The sequence below is a fragment of the Nitrospira sp. genome, from assembly GCA_005116745.1.
In the GTDB taxonomy this organism is placed as follows: domain Bacteria; phylum Nitrospirota; class Nitrospiria; order Nitrospirales; family Nitrospiraceae; genus Nitrospira_D.
The window spans coordinates 459,991-475,024 of sequence record SWDS01000006.1; the positions used below are offsets into that span (position 1 = coordinate 459,991).

Annotated in this window: 18 protein-coding genes; 8 read left to right on the forward strand and 10 right to left on the reverse strand. The window is 54.6% G+C overall.

Annotated elements, in window-relative coordinates; translation table 11 throughout:
• Positions 1 to 61: 61 nt before the first annotated feature.
• The 3 genes from E8D52_07890 to E8D52_07900 all read right to left on the reverse strand — a co-directional run bounded on the left by E8D52_07890 (position 62) and on the right by E8D52_07900 (position 3,307).
• Positions 62 to 832 carry a peptidase gene (locus tag E8D52_07890; protein ID TKB68892.1) on the reverse strand — a complete coding sequence of 257 codons (771 nt, stop codon included), beginning with the start codon at positions 830 to 832 and terminating at the stop codon, positions 62 to 64.
• Positions 829 to 1,809 (reverse strand): alpha-E domain-containing protein, encoded by a 981-nt coding sequence (locus tag E8D52_07895; GenBank protein ID TKB68893.1) that lies wholly within the window; start codon positions 1,807 to 1,809, stop codon positions 829 to 831. The genes E8D52_07890 and E8D52_07895 overlap by 4 nt, the downstream gene beginning before the upstream one ends.
• A 73-nt stretch (positions 1,810 to 1,882) precedes the next feature.
• Entirely contained in the window at positions 1,883 to 3,307 is a 1,425-nt protein-coding gene (locus tag E8D52_07900) for a circularly permuted type 2 ATP-grasp protein (GenBank protein TKB68894.1), read from the reverse strand.
• Between the two features lie 177 nt (positions 3,308 to 3,484).
• On the opposite strand from E8D52_07900, the gene E8D52_07905 reads away from it, so the two are divergent.
• Together E8D52_07905 and E8D52_07910 are read left to right on the forward strand one after the other, a co-directional pair.
• The gene (locus E8D52_07905) at positions 3,485 to 4,489 is read left to right on the forward strand and encodes an RluA family pseudouridine synthase (GenBank protein TKB68895.1); all 1,005 of its coding nucleotides are present in this window, start codon (positions 3,485 to 3,487) and stop codon (positions 4,487 to 4,489) included.
• Entirely contained in the window at positions 4,483 to 4,905 is a 423-nt protein-coding gene (locus E8D52_07910) for a hypothetical protein (protein TKB68896.1), read from the forward strand. Before E8D52_07905 ends, E8D52_07910 begins: the two co-directional genes overlap by 7 nt.
• A 96-nt stretch (positions 4,906 to 5,001) precedes the next feature.
• On the opposite strand, the gene E8D52_07915 is transcribed toward E8D52_07910, so the two are convergent.
• Entirely contained in the window at positions 5,002 to 5,181 is a 180-nt protein-coding gene (locus E8D52_07915; protein ID TKB68897.1) for a hypothetical protein, read from the reverse strand.
• 49 nt (positions 5,182 to 5,230) lie between these two features.
• On the opposite strand from E8D52_07915, the gene E8D52_07920 reads away from it, so the two are divergent.
• The gene (locus tag E8D52_07920) at positions 5,231 to 5,662 is read left to right on the forward strand and encodes a GNAT family N-acetyltransferase (protein ID TKB68898.1); all 432 of its coding nucleotides are present in this window, start codon (positions 5,231 to 5,233) and stop codon (positions 5,660 to 5,662) included.
• Between the two features lie 183 nt (positions 5,663 to 5,845).
• Here E8D52_07920 and E8D52_07925 read toward each other — a convergent pair whose 3' ends face one another.
• The gene (locus E8D52_07925) at positions 5,846 to 6,094 is read right to left on the reverse strand and encodes a hypothetical protein (protein TKB68899.1); all 249 of its coding nucleotides are present in this window, start codon (positions 6,092 to 6,094) and stop codon (positions 5,846 to 5,848) included.
• 499 nt (positions 6,095 to 6,593) lie between these two features.
• On the opposite strand from E8D52_07925, the gene E8D52_07930 reads away from it, so the two are divergent.
• Positions 6,594 to 7,169 (forward strand): porin family protein, encoded by a 576-nt coding sequence (locus E8D52_07930; protein ID TKB68900.1) that lies wholly within the window; start codon positions 6,594 to 6,596, stop codon positions 7,167 to 7,169.
• Between the two features lie 174 nt (positions 7,170 to 7,343).
• Here the strand turns inward: E8D52_07930 and E8D52_07935 are convergent, their stop codons facing one another.
• The 3 genes from E8D52_07935 to E8D52_07945 are packed head-to-tail and all read right to left on the reverse strand — an operon-like array spanning position 7,344 to position 9,971.
• On the reverse strand, positions 7,344 to 8,174 hold the full coding sequence (locus tag E8D52_07935) for a metal ABC transporter permease (protein TKB68901.1): 831 nt from the start codon (positions 8,172 to 8,174) through the stop codon (positions 7,344 to 7,346).
• A gap of 16 nt (positions 8,175 to 8,190) precedes the next feature.
• Positions 8,191 to 9,051: a metal ABC transporter ATP-binding protein gene (locus tag E8D52_07940; protein TKB68902.1), complete on the reverse strand. Its 861-nt coding sequence runs from the start codon at positions 9,049 to 9,051 to the stop codon at positions 8,191 to 8,193.
• A complete protein-coding gene (locus tag E8D52_07945; GenBank protein ID TKB68903.1) occupies positions 9,021 to 9,971 on the reverse strand; it encodes a zinc ABC transporter substrate-binding protein in 951 nt (316 codons plus the stop codon). The genes E8D52_07940 and E8D52_07945 overlap by 31 nt, the downstream gene beginning before the upstream one ends.
• 149 nt (positions 9,972 to 10,120) lie before the next feature.
• Between E8D52_07945 and E8D52_07950 the strand changes: the two genes are divergently transcribed.
• The 3 genes from E8D52_07950 to E8D52_07960 are packed head-to-tail and all read left to right on the forward strand — an operon-like array spanning position 10,121 to position 11,768.
• Positions 10,121 to 11,029 carry an anhydro-N-acetylmuramic acid kinase gene (locus tag E8D52_07950; protein ID TKB68904.1) on the forward strand — a complete coding sequence of 303 codons (909 nt, stop codon included), beginning with the start codon at positions 10,121 to 10,123 and terminating at the stop codon, positions 11,027 to 11,029.
• Positions 11,017 to 11,265 (forward strand): hypothetical protein, encoded by a 249-nt coding sequence (locus E8D52_07955; GenBank protein ID TKB68905.1) that lies wholly within the window; start codon positions 11,017 to 11,019, stop codon positions 11,263 to 11,265. Before E8D52_07950 ends, E8D52_07955 begins: the two co-directional genes overlap by 13 nt.
• Positions 11,262 to 11,768, forward strand: a complete 507-nt coding sequence (locus E8D52_07960; protein TKB68906.1) for a DUF2726 domain-containing protein — start codon at positions 11,262 to 11,264, stop codon at positions 11,766 to 11,768. Before E8D52_07955 ends, E8D52_07960 begins: the two co-directional genes overlap by 4 nt.
• Before the next feature lie 29 nt (positions 11,769 to 11,797).
• Here E8D52_07960 and ybgF read toward each other — a convergent pair whose 3' ends face one another.
• The gene (ybgF, locus tag E8D52_07965) at positions 11,798 to 12,370 is read right to left on the reverse strand and encodes a tol-pal system protein YbgF (protein TKB68907.1); all 573 of its coding nucleotides are present in this window, start codon (positions 12,368 to 12,370) and stop codon (positions 11,798 to 11,800) included.
• 146 nt (positions 12,371 to 12,516) lie between these two features.
• Here ybgF and E8D52_07970 point away from each other — a divergent pair, with 146 nt between their 5' ends.
• A complete protein-coding gene (locus E8D52_07970) occupies positions 12,517 to 13,359 on the forward strand; it encodes a hypothetical protein (GenBank protein ID TKB68908.1) in 843 nt (280 codons plus the stop codon).
• 34 nt (positions 13,360 to 13,393) lie between these two features.
• Here E8D52_07970 and E8D52_07975 read toward each other — a convergent pair whose 3' ends face one another.
• A complete protein-coding gene (locus E8D52_07975) occupies positions 13,394 to 14,317 on the reverse strand; it encodes a GGDEF domain-containing response regulator (GenBank protein ID TKB68909.1) in 924 nt (307 codons plus the stop codon).
• Positions 14,318 to 15,034 lie beyond the last annotated feature (717 nt).

The window sequence follows — 15,034 nt, forward strand, 5'->3', positions numbered from 1 at the left end:
CTGGTTCCAATCGTTGGGCTCCGGTGAGGCGCTGTCCGGGTTGGCGTGCGCTGTCACCGCATTACAGAGTTGTGTCGGAGGAGTTTGTGGGTGGTGATCGTGTCTCACGAGGAAGCGATGTCAGCAGGCGATCAATCCACGTCGAGGGTAACTTCTCGACCGACTCGCAAATGCGGGATTGCCACCAGATGGCAATCTCATCAAGGTCTTCCTTCTGGAAACGGTGTTGGATGATATCGAAGGTATCGTGGCGATAGAGGACCACGTCGAGCGGATATTCGACGCTCGTCGAGCTGGTGCGAGTGGCGTCGAAGGCTAGGAAGCCCACCTTCATGGCGAGGTCCATGCTGGAGTTATAGCGTAGCACACGATCAAGGAGTGGTTTCCCATAGCCGGTCTCCCCGATAATGCAATAGGGTGTCCCTTGGCTCACTTCCACCCAGTTTCCCTGGGGGTAGATGAGATAGAGCTTGTGCTCCTTGTCCTTTTCTAGCTGTCCACCCACGAGGGCGTGAAGATTGAAAATCAGGCCTGCTTGATCCAGTGCTGTACGGTCTTCTTCTGCCACGCGGCGAATCTGTGCGGCAAACACGTTGACGGCTTTGAATAATTTATCGAACGTTTTATCCTCTTCGCCAATCGCTTCGTCAAAATATGTGACGGCCTTATCACGGACGGAGCGCAGTCCAGATGTCATGAGAAACATCGAGTGACGCCCATGCTGATGAATCGAGACTTTCCCTGTCGTGATGTATTCCACACCGGTCGTGACCCGTGTGTCGGCGATGCCAATGAGACCATCTTCGACTTTCATGCCCAGGCAAAAGGTCATTGTGTCTCCGCTCCGGTGATTATGCTGTGGATAGGACGCGGGGCAAAGAAGGTCTCAGAAATGGCCTCGCCCACGCGATTGAGCTGCGCTTGAAACTGATCCAAGAATTCGTGCAGTCCGCCGGTCACGCAATCCTCAAGATCGCCAAAGTCCAACTCGGCACGCAACCGCCCCAGCCGCTTCTCGGCTTGGTTCTGATAGGATCCGTGTTCAGACCCGGAGATGGCATGGAGCGAATCTTCGCTCTTAATGAGGCAGTACCGGATCGCTCGCGGAAACGTGGAGTCAAGAATCAGGAACGCGGTGACATCGTCCGGCGAGATGCGGCCAAAACGTGTGTAATACATCTCCAGAGCGCTGGCGGATTTTAACAAGGCGGACCACTGGATGATATCGAACGGCGTGCCGACTTCGGTGACGGTCGGGAGCAACATGAAGTATTTGACGTCGAGAATGCGGGAGGTCTTGTCCGCTCGCTCCAGCAGACGACCGAGCCTGGCAAAATGCCAGCCTTCTCCGTGCGACATGGTGGCATCGGTAATGCCGAGAAAGAGGTGGCTGTTTGCTTTCACGTCTGCCAAAAACGTGTGGAGATTTCGACTGGACAAGCCTTGAGAAACAGCGTCTCTCACCATGAGATAAAAGCGATTGACTTGCTCCCACATATCGCTGGAAATGACTTCTCGGACCGACCGGGCATTTTCACGTGCAGCCAACAGACAGGACAGAATCGAGTTGGGGTTTGCCACATCCGCTGACAGAAACTGCGTGACGTTTTCTTTTGTTGCTTTCCCATAGCGACTGGTAAAACTCTCATGATCGCCTGTGGTGGCCACCAAGGGCTCCCACTGCTCTGTGGTGCCCCTGGGAAGGTCGAGGGTGAGGTTTACGTTCACCTCGATGAATCGGGCATAGTTTTCCGCCCGTTCGATGTAGCGGTTCAACCAATAAATGGAACTGGCGACTCGGCTCAGCATCGTGGACCAGGCCCTGTCTGTTGACCGGTTAATGGATCGTTGCCGGTATCCAGGCCGTTCGTGAAGGAGGCGCTCATGAAAGGACCCATGTGTCCTTATTGCCTCCGCCTTGAGAGGAATTCACTACGAGAGACCCTTTCCGCAATGCCACGCGTGTCATGCCTCCCGGCAAGACGTAGACATCACGGCCGTACAAGACGTATGGCCGAAGGTCAACGTGACGTCCTTCTAGGTGATCCTCCACCAAGGTGGGCACCCGCGAGAGTGCCAAGGTTGGCTGGGCGATATAGTTGCGTGGATCTGCCTCGATGCGGCGGGCACAGTCCTCACGCTCCTGCTTTGAGGCATGGGGCCCAATCATCATTCCGTACCCACCGGCTTCATTGGTGGCTTTCACGACCAGCTGATCCAAATGCTCCAAGACATAGGTCCGATCCTGTCTGTCGGAACAGAGATAGGTGGGCACGTTCGGGAGAATCGGTTCCTCCGCCAAGTAGTAATTGATGATCTTCGGGAGGTACGCATAAATAGCTTTGTCGTCGGATACACCGGTGCCGGGCGCATTGGCGAGCGCCACCCTGCCTCTCTTATAAGCTTCCATGAGACCAGGCACTCCCAGTATGGAATCGTGACGAAACGCCAGTGGGTCCAAATAGTCGTCATTGATTCGCCGGTAGATCACATCCACGCGTTGCGATCCCTTGGTGGTGCGCATATGAACTGACCCATCCACGACCGCCAGATCGTTGGCCTCGACCAATTCCACACCCATTTTGTGGGCGAGCAGGGAATGTTCATAATAGGCAGAATTGAAGATGCCCGGTGTGAGAATGACGACGGTCGGATCGGGAAGGTCCGAAAGGGACCGAAGGGTTTCCAAGAGTTGGCTCGGATACCCATCAACCGGCCGCACGCGATAGGCCTCGAACAGTTCGGGAAACGTCCGTTTCATGACCTGTCGGGCTTCCAGCACATAGGCAACTCCTGACGGGCAACGGGTATTGTCTTCAAGGACATAGTACTGTCCATCGCTGATTCTGACCAAGTCAATCCCGGCCACGTGGCACCAGATGCCTCGCGGTGGGTTGAGACCCATGCAGGGGAGCAAGAAACCTTTGCCGGAAAAAATCAGTTCGCTGGGGATCACCCCGTTCTTGAGGATCGTTTGATCGTGGTACACATCGTCGATAAACAAGTTCAACGCGCGCATGCGCTGGCGAAGCCCGGATTCGATGCGTTCCCAATCAGATGCCACGACAACCCGCGGCACGATGTCGAAGGGAAAGATCTGTTCATGGCCGTCATCGCCCCCATGGATGCCGAAGGTCATGCCCATGTTGAGAATGACCCGTTCTGCCGCTTCCTGGCGCTTTTTGAGTTCTCCTTCCGGCAGCGAGGCAAACTTTCGCAGCAACAGCGTACTTCCGGGTCGTGGTTGCCCTTTGCCCTCGTACAGCTCGTCGTAGAACTCGCCTGGATCGTACTCTGAAAATTTCATAACTGTCCGGCTGCCGTTGTGGCGGAGACGAACTGCCTATCTATCATGGTCGATGCCTCCTCGTATAGGGGAGGATCAGTCCTGCGCCACCACCATAGTCCTCCCGCAGGGAGGAGGCAAACCGACAGTATTCTCCGATTGCATTTAGCCGAAGCTCTTTAGTAGCGTATTCTGTTTATGATTACAGAATTTATCATCACGTCCGGAGAGCAGCCCAAACGGTTGGACCTCTTCCTTGTCAATCGAGAACGAGACATGTCGCGGTCAGCGTTGCAGCGTCTGATCGAGCTGGGGCGTATTCGCATCAACGATCAGGTCGTGAAACCGAGTCACAAGATCAAACCCGGTGATCGCATCACGATGGATGTGCCAAAGCCTGAGCCGCTTTCAATGAAGGGGGAGGCGATCCCATTGGAGGTCCTGTTCGAAGACGACTCCCTTCTCGTGTTGAATAAGCCGTCCGGCATTGTGGTGCATCCTGCCCCAGGGCATTGGACCGGAACGCTGGTCAACGCGTTGCTGCATCATTTTCAAACATCGGGCGGAACGATGTCGGCCATCGGAGGGAAAGAGCGCCCCGGCCTTGTTCATCGACTAGACAAAGAAACGTCCGGCGTTATGGTGATTGCCAAAACTGATACGGCGCATCGGGCGCTCGCCGCGCAATTCAAGCTCCATACCATCACCCGCGTCTATGAGGCGTTGGTCTGGGGCGTGCCTAAGAAAGGTCGAGGAATGATCGAACTCGCGATTGGTCGAGACGTCAAAGACCGGAAGACCTTTTCAGCGAGAACGACCAGTCCCAAGGAATCTGTGACCGACTATGTGGTCGACCGGCGGTATGGCAAAGTAGCGGCCCATGTATTACTGTACCCGCGAACGGGGCGAACGCACCAGCTTCGGGTTCACCTCACGTCATTGGGTCATCCCCTTCTGGGGGATCACACGTACGGCGGGAGAAAGGTCTGCACGATCGCCGATGTGGAGGTTCCTCGGGTGATGCTCCATGCCAGAACTCTCGGCTTTACCCATCCGGTGACGGGCAAGGTGGAAGACTTCACGAAGTCGGTGCCTGACGATATGGAGACGGTGATGTCTGCGCTTGAACAGCTCAGCATCCCTGGGGAGAAGAAACCGCGTGAGCCACTCGCCGATCCCTACGTTGCAGAGGATGCATGTTGACCGCCGAAGTCCTTGATGCGGTGGGGGGGGGCACGTCTCACATCAAGTCCTATGCGTCTAAACTTCCACCCATTGTCCACTTGAGCGCCGCACCCTCGGCAGTGAAGCCGTCGTTCGAGGCGGTTGAGGGTTATGAAACCATCGTATCCCGTGTTCGAAGCCAGAGTGCTGGGACTCCGTACAAGGCGCTGAATGAACCCTTCGTGTCATCGCTGGAGGCGTTTGAAATTGGAAACCTTCTCGGGGCTGTTCATCCATTGCTCTCGGTATTAGATCACTTGGAACGCATGCAGCGGGATCACGAAATCGAGATTGGGCGAATCGATGACAAGCGTCTTAGGGAGTACCGCGCCGCATTACACAAGATACTTCCCGGCAATCAGCCAGAATTGGATGGCGCGGGAGGAGGCCTGTAATGCCGTTCTGGTGGCTTCTGAGCAGCTTGCCATGAGCGTTTCAGCAGCAGTCCACCTGCCGAATACAGCACGACGATCAACAACTCAGCGAAGCGATCAGTGGCCCATCTTGGGCCCCAACGCGTTCACTCCAGCAGTGACGAGTTTGAAGCGAGCCGCGCTCCCACAGTGGGGGCACTTCGCTCGAACGGTTTCCTCGTCGAGCACTTCGTACTCATCTGCCTTCAGCCACATCAGTTGGAAGCACTTTGGACAGGTTCGGACTTGCGTTGACATCAGTTTCCTCGTACACTCCAAGACCATTCGGGGGATACTCTAGTATAAGATGCCTCCAACCCTCAAGTCCGCTGTCACCTATTCCCATCACGAGCCCCCTGACGCGTCTCAGCTCCTTGGGCTATTCCACCAAGCCCCCTGGGCCAAGGGCCGATCTCTCGAAGACGCGAAGGAGATGCTCCTCCATACGGATCTGACACTCTGTGCATGGGATGGAGAGCGTCTTATCGGGTTCGGTCGAGTCCTCACCGACTTTATCTATCGCGCGACGATCTGGGATGTGATCGTTGACAGGGCGTATCAGGGACACGGCGTGGGGACTGAGATTGTTCAGCGCATCCTCAAGCATCCACGGCTCGAGCGGGTGGAGCTCGTGTGGCTGTGTACCAGACGACCTGGCTTTTATGAGAAACTAGGCTTCAGCTCAAAAGAACAGATAGGTCTGGTGTGGAGTCGAAGCAAACAGGGTCGGCTTGAATAGCAGACCCATCCCAATCCATGAGCACCCTCCTGCCATGTGAGTAGAAGAGGTAATCGTTGTGCGTGCCAAGATATGAGGATCAGAAGAACATCTTCCCACCGAAGAGAAAGCCAAACGAAGACGCATTCTAGTCATCATTCCTTCCGCCGGTACCGGTCGTATGGCCATCATTTCGTTTGACGCCTATTCTGCATTGAGAGCGAACCGGTCATTGATCTTGTAATCCGCTCCCCACCCGAGTCGCCAAGCAAACGTATTGCTGGGACTGATCCGAATCGCCGTGTCTTCGCCGAAACTATTCACATTCACATCAAAGCTCATATTCACATAGGGGATAACCTGGTCTAATCTGACCGGTCGTATTTCCAGGGTCGGCAGCACCGAGACGGTGCCTTGATGTCCAAGATCCACGTCAGGCCTCTCAATACTCACGCTATGCCGCTCCCACTCAAGCATCAGTCCGACCATGAACCACGAGTTGAGGCTATACAGCCCTCAAAAATTGACGAGCGGCCCAATCGAAGTTGAGGTGTTTTTGGAGAGCTGTTGGGTGAGTGGTGCAAATCCAACCCGAAAGCCGAGGACCCAGCTTCCAGGTTCAGTCCCTCCAAGCTCTTCCGCCTGGGCGGTGTGTGAAAGAGGGAACAAGGCGGTACAAATTGTAAACAGCAATCTAATTAGTTGTATTCTGAATACCTGTCTGGGCATAACCTCCCCCCTCTCATGTCAAAGCCCGGTATGTATCCCAGCCACCCGTGACGCCACTATTTCTGCGCTGTACATGACAGCTATTGGACATCACGTGATTAGCAGAGCGTCACCCATCACGTCCATCACTTTCTAGAGGGTTTACCGTAGTTGGTCTTGAATCATCAGTGGACCCTCGGTTACAGTTGGCGTGAAGCAATCGTTTTCTATACAGGAGGGAATCATGCAGAAAGTTCGACAGTATTTCGCTACGGCAGTTGTCAGCCTTACCTTGTTGACCGGTACCGCACATGCCACCGATTTGGCTTGGGTTCATGAGGGAATGGCTGAAGAGGGGAAAATTACCGGCGGGTTTCGGGTGGGACCGAGTTTCACGACTCAAAGTTCCGGCGTGTCGACTGTTGGGCCACTGGTCAATTTCCAAGGCATGTACGGGCTCAATAAGTGGTTTCGAGTCGGCATGATGGTGGAGTGGGAGCGGCACGGGGTTGATGCAGGAAGTGGCGCGGTGAATACCGTTTCCATACTTCCGCTTAATCTCGAGTATCGTCCTGGTCATTTTGGTCCGTTCGTGCCGTATGTCACGACTGGTATCGGTGTGAATATCAATACGCGTGATGTCTCGGATACGGTTGCATGGCGGGTCGGTGGCGGCATTGACTATGCCTTGAGCAACTTAATGGCAGGTGCACCAAAAGGCCTCATGCTGAATATGGAAACGGCGTGGAAGCGAAATTCTCCCGGCGGGAGCGATGCCTCCACCATAGGACTCCTCTTCGGCGTACGCCATACGTTCTAATTCCAATAAGCCACATAAACGAACACTACCCCAAGCGCTAGTCCTGGCCAACCTCAATACTCGCAAGTGTCATGTCGAGTCCCCCGCTTGAAAAGGCGGGGGACTTTTTCTTCGGTACGAGATCGACTTCAGACTGAGCTGTCGGCGATGGACCTCGGTCGCTCCCAGCGTACGTTAGTGGGAATGCACGAGCCGTATCCGACGCTCGCGTTTTGGGGAGAAGAAGACTGCGATGAAAAATATGGTGGTCGCTAAGAGGACAATAGCCGGCCCTGAGGGCACATCCCAAAACGCGGAAATCAAGACACCAGCAATCGAGGTGAATATCCCGATTGTTGCGGAATACAGAGTCAGTGTTGCAAGGCTATGCGTGAGTTGGTAAGCGGTCGATGCCGGAATCAGGATCATGGCAAAGACCAAGATCGCTCCGACGGTTTTCAGTGAGACCACCACTGTCAAGGCGACCAACGTCAGGAGGAGGAAAAAGATTTGGCGTGCAGGGACGCCGGAGGCTTCAGCCATCTCTTGGTCGAACGCGATAAAATAGAGTTCTTTTGAGAACAGCAGGAGGAGGCCCAAGACGAGGACGGTCAACGCTCCGATGACGCTTAGTTCCTCAGGTGTGACCGATAGCACGCTGCCAAATAAGTACCCGTAGACCTCGGCATTGTAGCTTTTCATCAATCCAATGAAGAGAATACCCAGTGCCATTGTCGTGGTATAGAGAATACCGATCGAAACATCCAGCTTCATCCTGCCCCGTTCTTCAACCCAACCAGTAATCCAAACCGTCGCAAGACCGAACACAATGGCCAGCAACAGGGGAGGCCATCCCATCAAGTAGCCGAGTGTCACGCCCGCAAATGCGGCATGTGACGTCCCGGCTCCTACAAACGCCAGTCCCCGCAGGACGACGAATACGCCGATGACCGAACAGAGCCCGCCCACCATCGCAGCGGCGAGGAGTGAGCGTTGCATGAAATCGTAGGCGAGGAGATCCAACATTGTCTGAAGTTCATTCCTAGTGGTGATGGTGGTAATCTTCGACGATGACGAGATCTTTCTCTGTAATCACCAAGTCTTTGCCATAGACCTGGTGAAGAATCTCCGGCTTGAGGACCTCTGCGGGGGGGGCGGCGGCGAAGAGTCTGGTTTTGAGAAGAACCAATCGATCGACCCGTGAGCGAATCATATTAATGTCGTGCGTAATCAAGAGGACGGTCAATTTGAGTTCATCATGCAGCTGTTGCACGAGCTCGATGACATTGTGTTGAGCGGTAATATCCAGACCGGTCGTCGGCTCATCCAATATAAGGACCTTGGGCTGTTGTGCCAGGGCTCTCGCAATAAAGACGCGCTGCTGTTGACCACCGGATAGGTGTCCAAGGGAATGATCCTTGTGAGAATCCATTCCCACCTGAGCCAGAGCTTCCTGCGCGATGTCACGATCCTTTTTCCCTGGACGTTTGAATAGGCCCAGCGCTCCGTAACGACCCATCATCACTGTTTCAAGGACCGTCACCGGAAAATTCCGATCGACGACCCCTTTCTGTGGGAGATAGCCAATTTTTGCGCGATGGTAGCAGCGGAGTTCGTTGCAGGCACAGTCGAAGATATGAAGATGTCCTTCCACGGGGGCAAGAAGCCCCAGTACGGCACGACACAACGTCGTCTTGCCTGATCCGTTTGGGCCGATGACGCCTACAAACTCGCCGTCGTAGATAGCCAACGAAATGTCTTTGAGGGCGATGAGCCCGGGAAACCCGAAGGAGGCATGCTCAAAACGGATGATTGGCTCACGGGGATCTGACACGGAATCCGAAGCTCCTTCTGGGGGTCGTCTGCTCAAGACTACGAGGTCGTTTCTAATGCGCGGACCAATTGGAGCACATTATAGCGAAGCATGTCGAGGTAGGTCGCCGTTCCCTCCAAACCGCCTGGCATCGTGGTCAAGACGACGACGTGGGCCTTGGTTTCCCTCGCCAGTAGCTCCGGAAGTCGCCGACTGAGTTGAACCTCGGATACGATCACCTTGATATGGTCCCGTCTCATCTTCTGGATGAGCGCTTGCAGATGAAGGGCGGAGGGCTCTGTGCCGGACTGCATGTGGATCGTGCCAACAATGTCGAGGCTGAATCGCTTTGCCAAATAGGGCCACGCTGGATGATGGGCAATGAATCGCCGGTCGGAGAGCCGCTGGATACGCGCGGAGAGTTCCTGTTGCACCTGACCAAGCCGTTGAAGATAGGCCGCTTGATTGGTTCGGAATTCCGTTGTATGACTTGGGTCCACTTCAATGAGAGCGTCGGTGATATGGCGCAGCATGATGGTGACATTTTCAGGGTCCAGCCAGACATGCGGATTCCCGGCTTTCCCGTCGTGAGGTGTCCCTTCATGCGCATCCGTATCGTCGTGAATCAGCTCGACGCCGTGAGAGGTCGTAATCACACGTAACGATTGGCCACCCGCGTTCTTCACCAGCGATGAAACCCACACCTCAAGTCCCATGCCGATCTCCAGTAACAGTCTGGCCTTCCGGACTGCGATCAGATCGGTGGGTTTGGGAGAATAGGTATGCTCATTTTCATAGCCGCTCAACAACGATGTGACTCGTACATGGGGGCCACCGACCTGCTCTGTCAAATCCTTCAGCACAGGAATGGTGACCACAATCGGAATCGGGTCGCGAGCTTCCGTCACGGTGCCAAGAGGTGGAAGGAAACCAGCTAACAGGGCGAGGAGAAAGAAAGAAGATAACTTCTGCACATGCGTGATAGGAAACATCGGCGGGGACGGTACCATCCGCGTCTGACGGTGTCAACGACGCGATGAGGGCGGTACCCGCTCATAGGCCCTGTCCATTCGCCTCCTTGACCGTACACGAAAGTTCGATTAGCGTAGCACGCGTATGAGCTACTCAGGATTCAGGCGATCGTGAAAGGATACCGGAGATGAACGTTGTCGGATTGATGTCAGGAACTTCAGCCGACGGAGTCGATGCAGCGCTGGTGACCATTGTCCGCCAGAAAGGCGGTCTCAGAGTCGAGATGATTGCGTTTCATTCACTTTCCTATCCGCGTTCGCTGCAGCAGCGCATTCTCTCTGCCTCAGTGTCGGGAACGGTGACGGATATTTGCCACTTGAATGCGCTCTTAGGTGAATGGTTCGCCGACGCTGCCTTAGGAGTCATTCGGTCAGCTCAACTGTCGCCAGAGGACGTAGATCTCATTGGATCTCACGGCCAAACTGTGCAGCACCTGCCGCATGGCATCAAAGATGCCGGTGTCGGCGCCATACGGTCGACACTGCAAATCGCTGAGCCAGCCGTCATTGCCGAACGCACAGGGATTACCACGGTGGCCAATTTTCGGCCACGCGATATCGCGGCTGGCGGACAGGGAGCACCGTTGACCCCGGGGGTCCACGCGCTGCTGTTTCGGCATCCGCGCCGCGCGCGGTTGATCGTGAATCTTGGCGGCATCAGCAACGTGACCTATCTTCCCAAGGGCTCAGGCTCTGCGGAACTCGCCGCATTTGATACGGGCCCGGCAAATATGGTGCTCGATGGGCTCATGTCTCGCATCACGAATGGTCGGGCTTCGATGGACCGTGAGGGGCGATTGGCGGAAAAAGGCCAGGTCAATTCGAGACTATTAGCCAAACTTCTCGCTCATCCCTATCTCTCTCAGGCGCCGCCAAAATCGACCGGTCGTGAAGCATTCGGCACAAAGATGCTAGACGAATTGCTCAATTGGCAATACACACGCCGGTTATCGGTTGAAGATCTTCTGGCCACCTGTAGCCGTTGGACTGCGTGGGGGGGGGCGGTGTCCGGAACCGGGCGATCATGGGACATTTAACGGATATCTTTGCTCCAGTGCCGGTCACATCCTTTGAGACTCATGGCTGGGACAGTAAAGCGCTGGAATCGGTGGCGTTTGCCGTCCTCGCGTATCAGACTATTATGGAACAGTGTGGAAACGTTCCCTCGGTTACGGGGGCAGCATCCCCAAGGATATTAGGTTGCATCGTCCCAAGCGGCCCACAGTGGTATGAGCAGTTACGATCACGCAAAGGCGGAAGCAAAAAGAAATGAGACTTCTTCTGGTTGGTACGGTCATTATGGGGATCATCATGCTGTGGCGTTATCTAAGGAAGACACGACGGAGGAAGAAGCGGACAACGCCATTTGCCATTCCTTCCGGCGTGACCATTGAGCCTACCCGATTACTCGAGGAAGAAGAAATTGCGTTGTATAGCCTCCTGCAAATGGCTGTCCAAGAGCGCTACCTTGTCTTTAGTCAGGTGCCACTCTGGTCCTTCGTCGAGGTCGAAGCGGAGGCACCAGTGCGTTCCAATCTTCTTCGAGAGATTGCACTCAAGCGAGTCGATTTTGTCTTGGTCCATCCTGGGTCATGTCGCGTCGAACATGTTGTCCAGATCGAGCGTGAATCTTCACCACTGCATCAGGCCGAACGCCAGCACGTCATCGAGTCGGTGCTGAACGCAGCGGGGATCAGGCTGACAACGTTGCAGCCAAAGAAACGCCACACGCTGCCTGATCTGACCACTCGATTGGGGATCACTGCAGAGGAGTGACGAGTTGCATCAATCGAACAGGAGGATACCTACGGAGATTGATTTGTCGAGTCTTCGGCGGGTGCCGTAGCCTCGATGGCCTTGCGCGCGAGTTCTGCTTCAGAGCTATCCGGGTATTGGTCCACCACCCGGTCAAACATCAGTCGTGCCGTCTCATGATCCCCTAGTTTGGTGTATGTCTGGCCGAGCTTCAGCGTGGAAGCTGCCAACTTAGGGCTGAGTGGGTAATTTGACACGACCTCATTGAACGACTTGAGCGCATCTCGATATCGTCCCATCCGATATTGACATTCCCCGATCCAATATTGCGCATTGGCGGCTAAGGCGGATTCGCTATGCAGTTCGATGAAGAGTTGGAAACCTGCCATGGCTGCTTTGTAGTCGCGGTGCTTAAATTCATCCATGACGCGATCATATAATCGGCGGGTCGTATCCTGCCGTTGAGTAGGAGCAGCTAGGGACTCGCCCACCGAGAAGAACATGAATAGGAGGATGAGAATTCCGAGACATTTCTGGGGCATAATAGGCCTCCATCTGATCAAGCGGCAGTCAAGAGGCTTAGGCACGCAATCGGTATGCCAGGGCTCCTTCCATTCACGCATGCGAAACCTTTAAAAAACAGGATCTTGCAGAATCGAGGAAGCCAATCGTCTTAAGGGGTTTTCCAGGGGCGTGTTAATGAAGACACAGTTTTGTACAATGTGGTTCAAGTCCCTGACTTGTCTCATTCAGCATTCAAAGGGTCTTCATGTCCCGTCAAGGCCGTAAGAGTGCGACCAACCTTTCCGAGGAGAACATCGTGAATGAAGAGACCATTCCGACCAACCCCCTGGGCGGACGAACCTTGATTGTCGATCCGACTGATCAGGGCTGTTATCCCACTCCAAGTGCTGCGCTGAAGGATGCCGCTGAATCGGATCAGGTCTATGTCCGTCCTGGGATTTATGAGGATAAGCTTGTCGTCACCCAACGACCCATACGGCTTGTTGGTGCCGGACGAGATAGCGTCCAAATCTTCTGCCGCCGCAGCGGGCCGCTGTATCTTCAAGAGGTACCGGAAGGGTGGATTACTGGCATCACGTTCCGCTATGTCGGCAGCGACCAGCATTCAGCGCTGAATATACTCAATTCCACATGCATCATCACACAGTGCCGAGCGATGGAAGGGATTTTGTCGGGCGTGGTGTTGTATGGACCCGAATGTCGGGTCGCCTTCACCGATAACGAAGTGTGTCGCAATCGGGAGTCGGGCATTTTCGTGTTTGCCGGCGCTCAACCGCGAGTGGCGGATAATCGCTGTGTCGAGAATCACCATTTTGGCATCGCGGTCCGAGATTCGGGCAGCCGTCCAGAACTGGTGCGGAATCTGTGTGAAGACAACATGCTCAGCGGCATCCTCATGTTCCAGCACGCCGAAGGGCTGATTGTGGACAATGTGTGCCGGAACAATCAGCACTGGGGCATCCTCCTGACACCCGATTCCCATCCCAACCCTGCGCCATCGGTGCTTCCAACGATGAATCGACTCGAACCGAATGGAATCGGTGTGTATTCAATCTCTGATCAACCGCTTGCTCAGATTGGTCGATGAGAGCAACCAGGAGCTGCCGGATGGTCGATGATTGTTAATTTAAGCGGGTGGAGGAAGGCGAATCAGCGGGAATGTGAAACTGAAACGAACTTCCCCCTTGTTGTTTGGCCCGATACATGGCCGCATCGGCATGTTTCAAAAGCTCATCGACTTCGTGATCATCGGTCGGATAGACGGTAATCCCGATACTGATGCCGATCAACGCCTTGTGTTCCTCAAGGTGGAACGGTTCCGCCACTGACGTAGTGATTCGCTGTGCGACAAGCGTGATATCCTCTTCGCACGTCAAGCCTTCAAGGATAATCGTGAACTCATCTCCTCCCATGCGGGCGACCGTGTCCACTTCGCGCACACACTCGTGGAGTCGTTCAGCAACGCACTTTAATAGCTGGTCACCGACATTGTGACCCATGGTATCGTTCACAGGTTTGAAATGATCCAGGTCGAGTAACATGAGACCGAGAGGCTGTTGAAGCCGTTTACTACGCGCCATGGCTTGGATCAGGCGATCACGAAACAATGTGCGGTTCACAAGGCCCGTCAGCTGATCATATTGGGCCAGGTAGGTCAGCCGCTCTTCAGCCCGTTTTCGCTCAATGGCATAGCGGATTGAGCGAGCCAATAGCTCCGACGGCCCTTGTCCCTTGACGAGGTAATCCTGTGCTCCATTCCGGAGAGCCTGTAGCGCGAGCGTTTGATCATTGAGCCCACTGAGCACAATGATGGCAATCGTCGGATTCGCGGCTTGCATTTGACGCACGGTTGAGAGCCCATAACCGTCCGGGAGTGATAGGTCGAGAAGGACGGCGTCAAAACGTATGCGCGCGAGGCGGGTGACAGCGTCGCTCAGGCGGGTCACATGGATGATCTCGAATTCTTCCATGCCCCATTCCGATAGAATATCTTGAGTCAGGCGTGCATCAACGTCGTTGTCTTCGACTAATAGGATCTTGATCATCGCGCTCCAGGCCTGAGCTTTTTCCTAACCTCCTCCCAACCACTGTTTCACGCACGTACTAAGTATAGCTTAAGATACTGAATCAACAAGCAAATCCAGGAAGTGTTGACATGCTCGAGCCCTCGTCAGAGTGCCTGCGCCGCCACGGTCTGGTCGGTATCTCGGATGTGCGATGCGTACGAAGGCAATAGAGGGTGGAATACCATAAGAGGCATGCTTCGACTTGGAGAACATAATTTCGTCTGCAGGTGTAGCTCTTTGGCTGTTTGCGCGGGACGGAATTGTGGCGGGCTGGTTGGTCAATGAGACACTAAGACACTCTCTGGCGAGAACTTGGAAGACCGGCGGATTTTTATCGGGTCAAGACCCAGAACTAGTCTGGGCACTCCCAATACGTTACATCGCTCTTAGGCAAAAGAGAGCAGAAGGACTCTGCTCGATGGGCTCAATCACGAGCCGCGAGAAAGGATGCGAGGATTGCTCGGATACGTGCCGATTGGGCCCTGCTCTGGGCCGATCCCAGCTTCACAGGCATATCCTGCTTCGAAGGGCCATAGTAACGAACGGCCAACAGCGCTGCCACGAATGTGAATATATCGCAATGTGACACCCATACGAGCGGCGTCGTCCTTTACCTTCTCAGTGCATTCACCGGGTGAATAACCTCGACGCGAAATCAAGAGCGGCTCACCCGATGTGCTGAGAACAGAGAATTCG

What these genes read in the sequence shown, in the direction of transcription:
- E8D52_07910 (TKB68896.1), top strand. Translation starts at nt 4,483, where the DNA reads ATGTTGACCGCCGAAGTCCTTGATGCGGTGGGGGGGGGCACGTCTCAC.
- E8D52_07900 (TKB68894.1), bottom strand. Translation starts at nt 3,307, where the DNA reads ATGAAATTTTCAGAGTACGATCCAGGCGAGTTCTACGACGAGCTGTAC.
- E8D52_07915 (TKB68897.1), bottom strand. Translation starts at nt 5,181, where the DNA reads ATGTCAACGCAAGTCCGAACCTGTCCAAAGTGCTTCCAACTGATGTGG.
- E8D52_07895 (TKB68893.1), bottom strand. Translation starts at nt 1,809, where the DNA reads ATGCTGAGCCGAGTCGCCAGTTCCATTTATTGGTTGAACCGCTACATC.
- ybgF (TKB68907.1), bottom strand. Translation starts at nt 12,370, where the DNA reads ATGCGTGAATGGAAGGAGCCCTGGCATACCGATTGCGTGCCTAAGCCT.
- E8D52_07920 (TKB68898.1), top strand. Translation starts at nt 5,231, where the DNA reads ATGCCTCCAACCCTCAAGTCCGCTGTCACCTATTCCCATCACGAGCCC.
- E8D52_07975 (TKB68909.1), bottom strand. Translation starts at nt 14,317, where the DNA reads ATGATCAAGATCCTATTAGTCGAAGACAACGACGTTGATGCACGCCTG.
- E8D52_07930 (TKB68900.1), top strand. Translation starts at nt 6,594, where the DNA reads ATGCAGAAAGTTCGACAGTATTTCGCTACGGCAGTTGTCAGCCTTACC.
- E8D52_07905 (TKB68895.1), top strand. Translation starts at nt 3,485, where the DNA reads ATGATTACAGAATTTATCATCACGTCCGGAGAGCAGCCCAAACGGTTG.
- E8D52_07960 (TKB68906.1), top strand. Translation starts at nt 11,262, where the DNA reads ATGAGACTTCTTCTGGTTGGTACGGTCATTATGGGGATCATCATGCTG.
- E8D52_07970 (TKB68908.1), top strand. Translation starts at nt 12,517, where the DNA reads ATGTCCCGTCAAGGCCGTAAGAGTGCGACCAACCTTTCCGAGGAGAAC.
- E8D52_07950 (TKB68904.1), top strand. Translation starts at nt 10,121, where the DNA reads ATGAACGTTGTCGGATTGATGTCAGGAACTTCAGCCGACGGAGTCGAT.
- E8D52_07935 (TKB68901.1), bottom strand. Translation starts at nt 8,174, where the DNA reads ATGTTGGATCTCCTCGCCTACGATTTCATGCAACGCTCACTCCTCGCC.
- E8D52_07945 (TKB68903.1), bottom strand. Translation starts at nt 9,971, where the DNA reads ATGGTACCGTCCCCGCCGATGTTTCCTATCACGCATGTGCAGAAGTTA.
- E8D52_07955 (TKB68905.1), top strand. Translation starts at nt 11,017, where the DNA reads ATGGGACATTTAACGGATATCTTTGCTCCAGTGCCGGTCACATCCTTT.
- E8D52_07890 (TKB68892.1), bottom strand. Translation starts at nt 832, where the DNA reads ATGACCTTTTGCCTGGGCATGAAAGTCGAAGATGGTCTCATTGGCATC.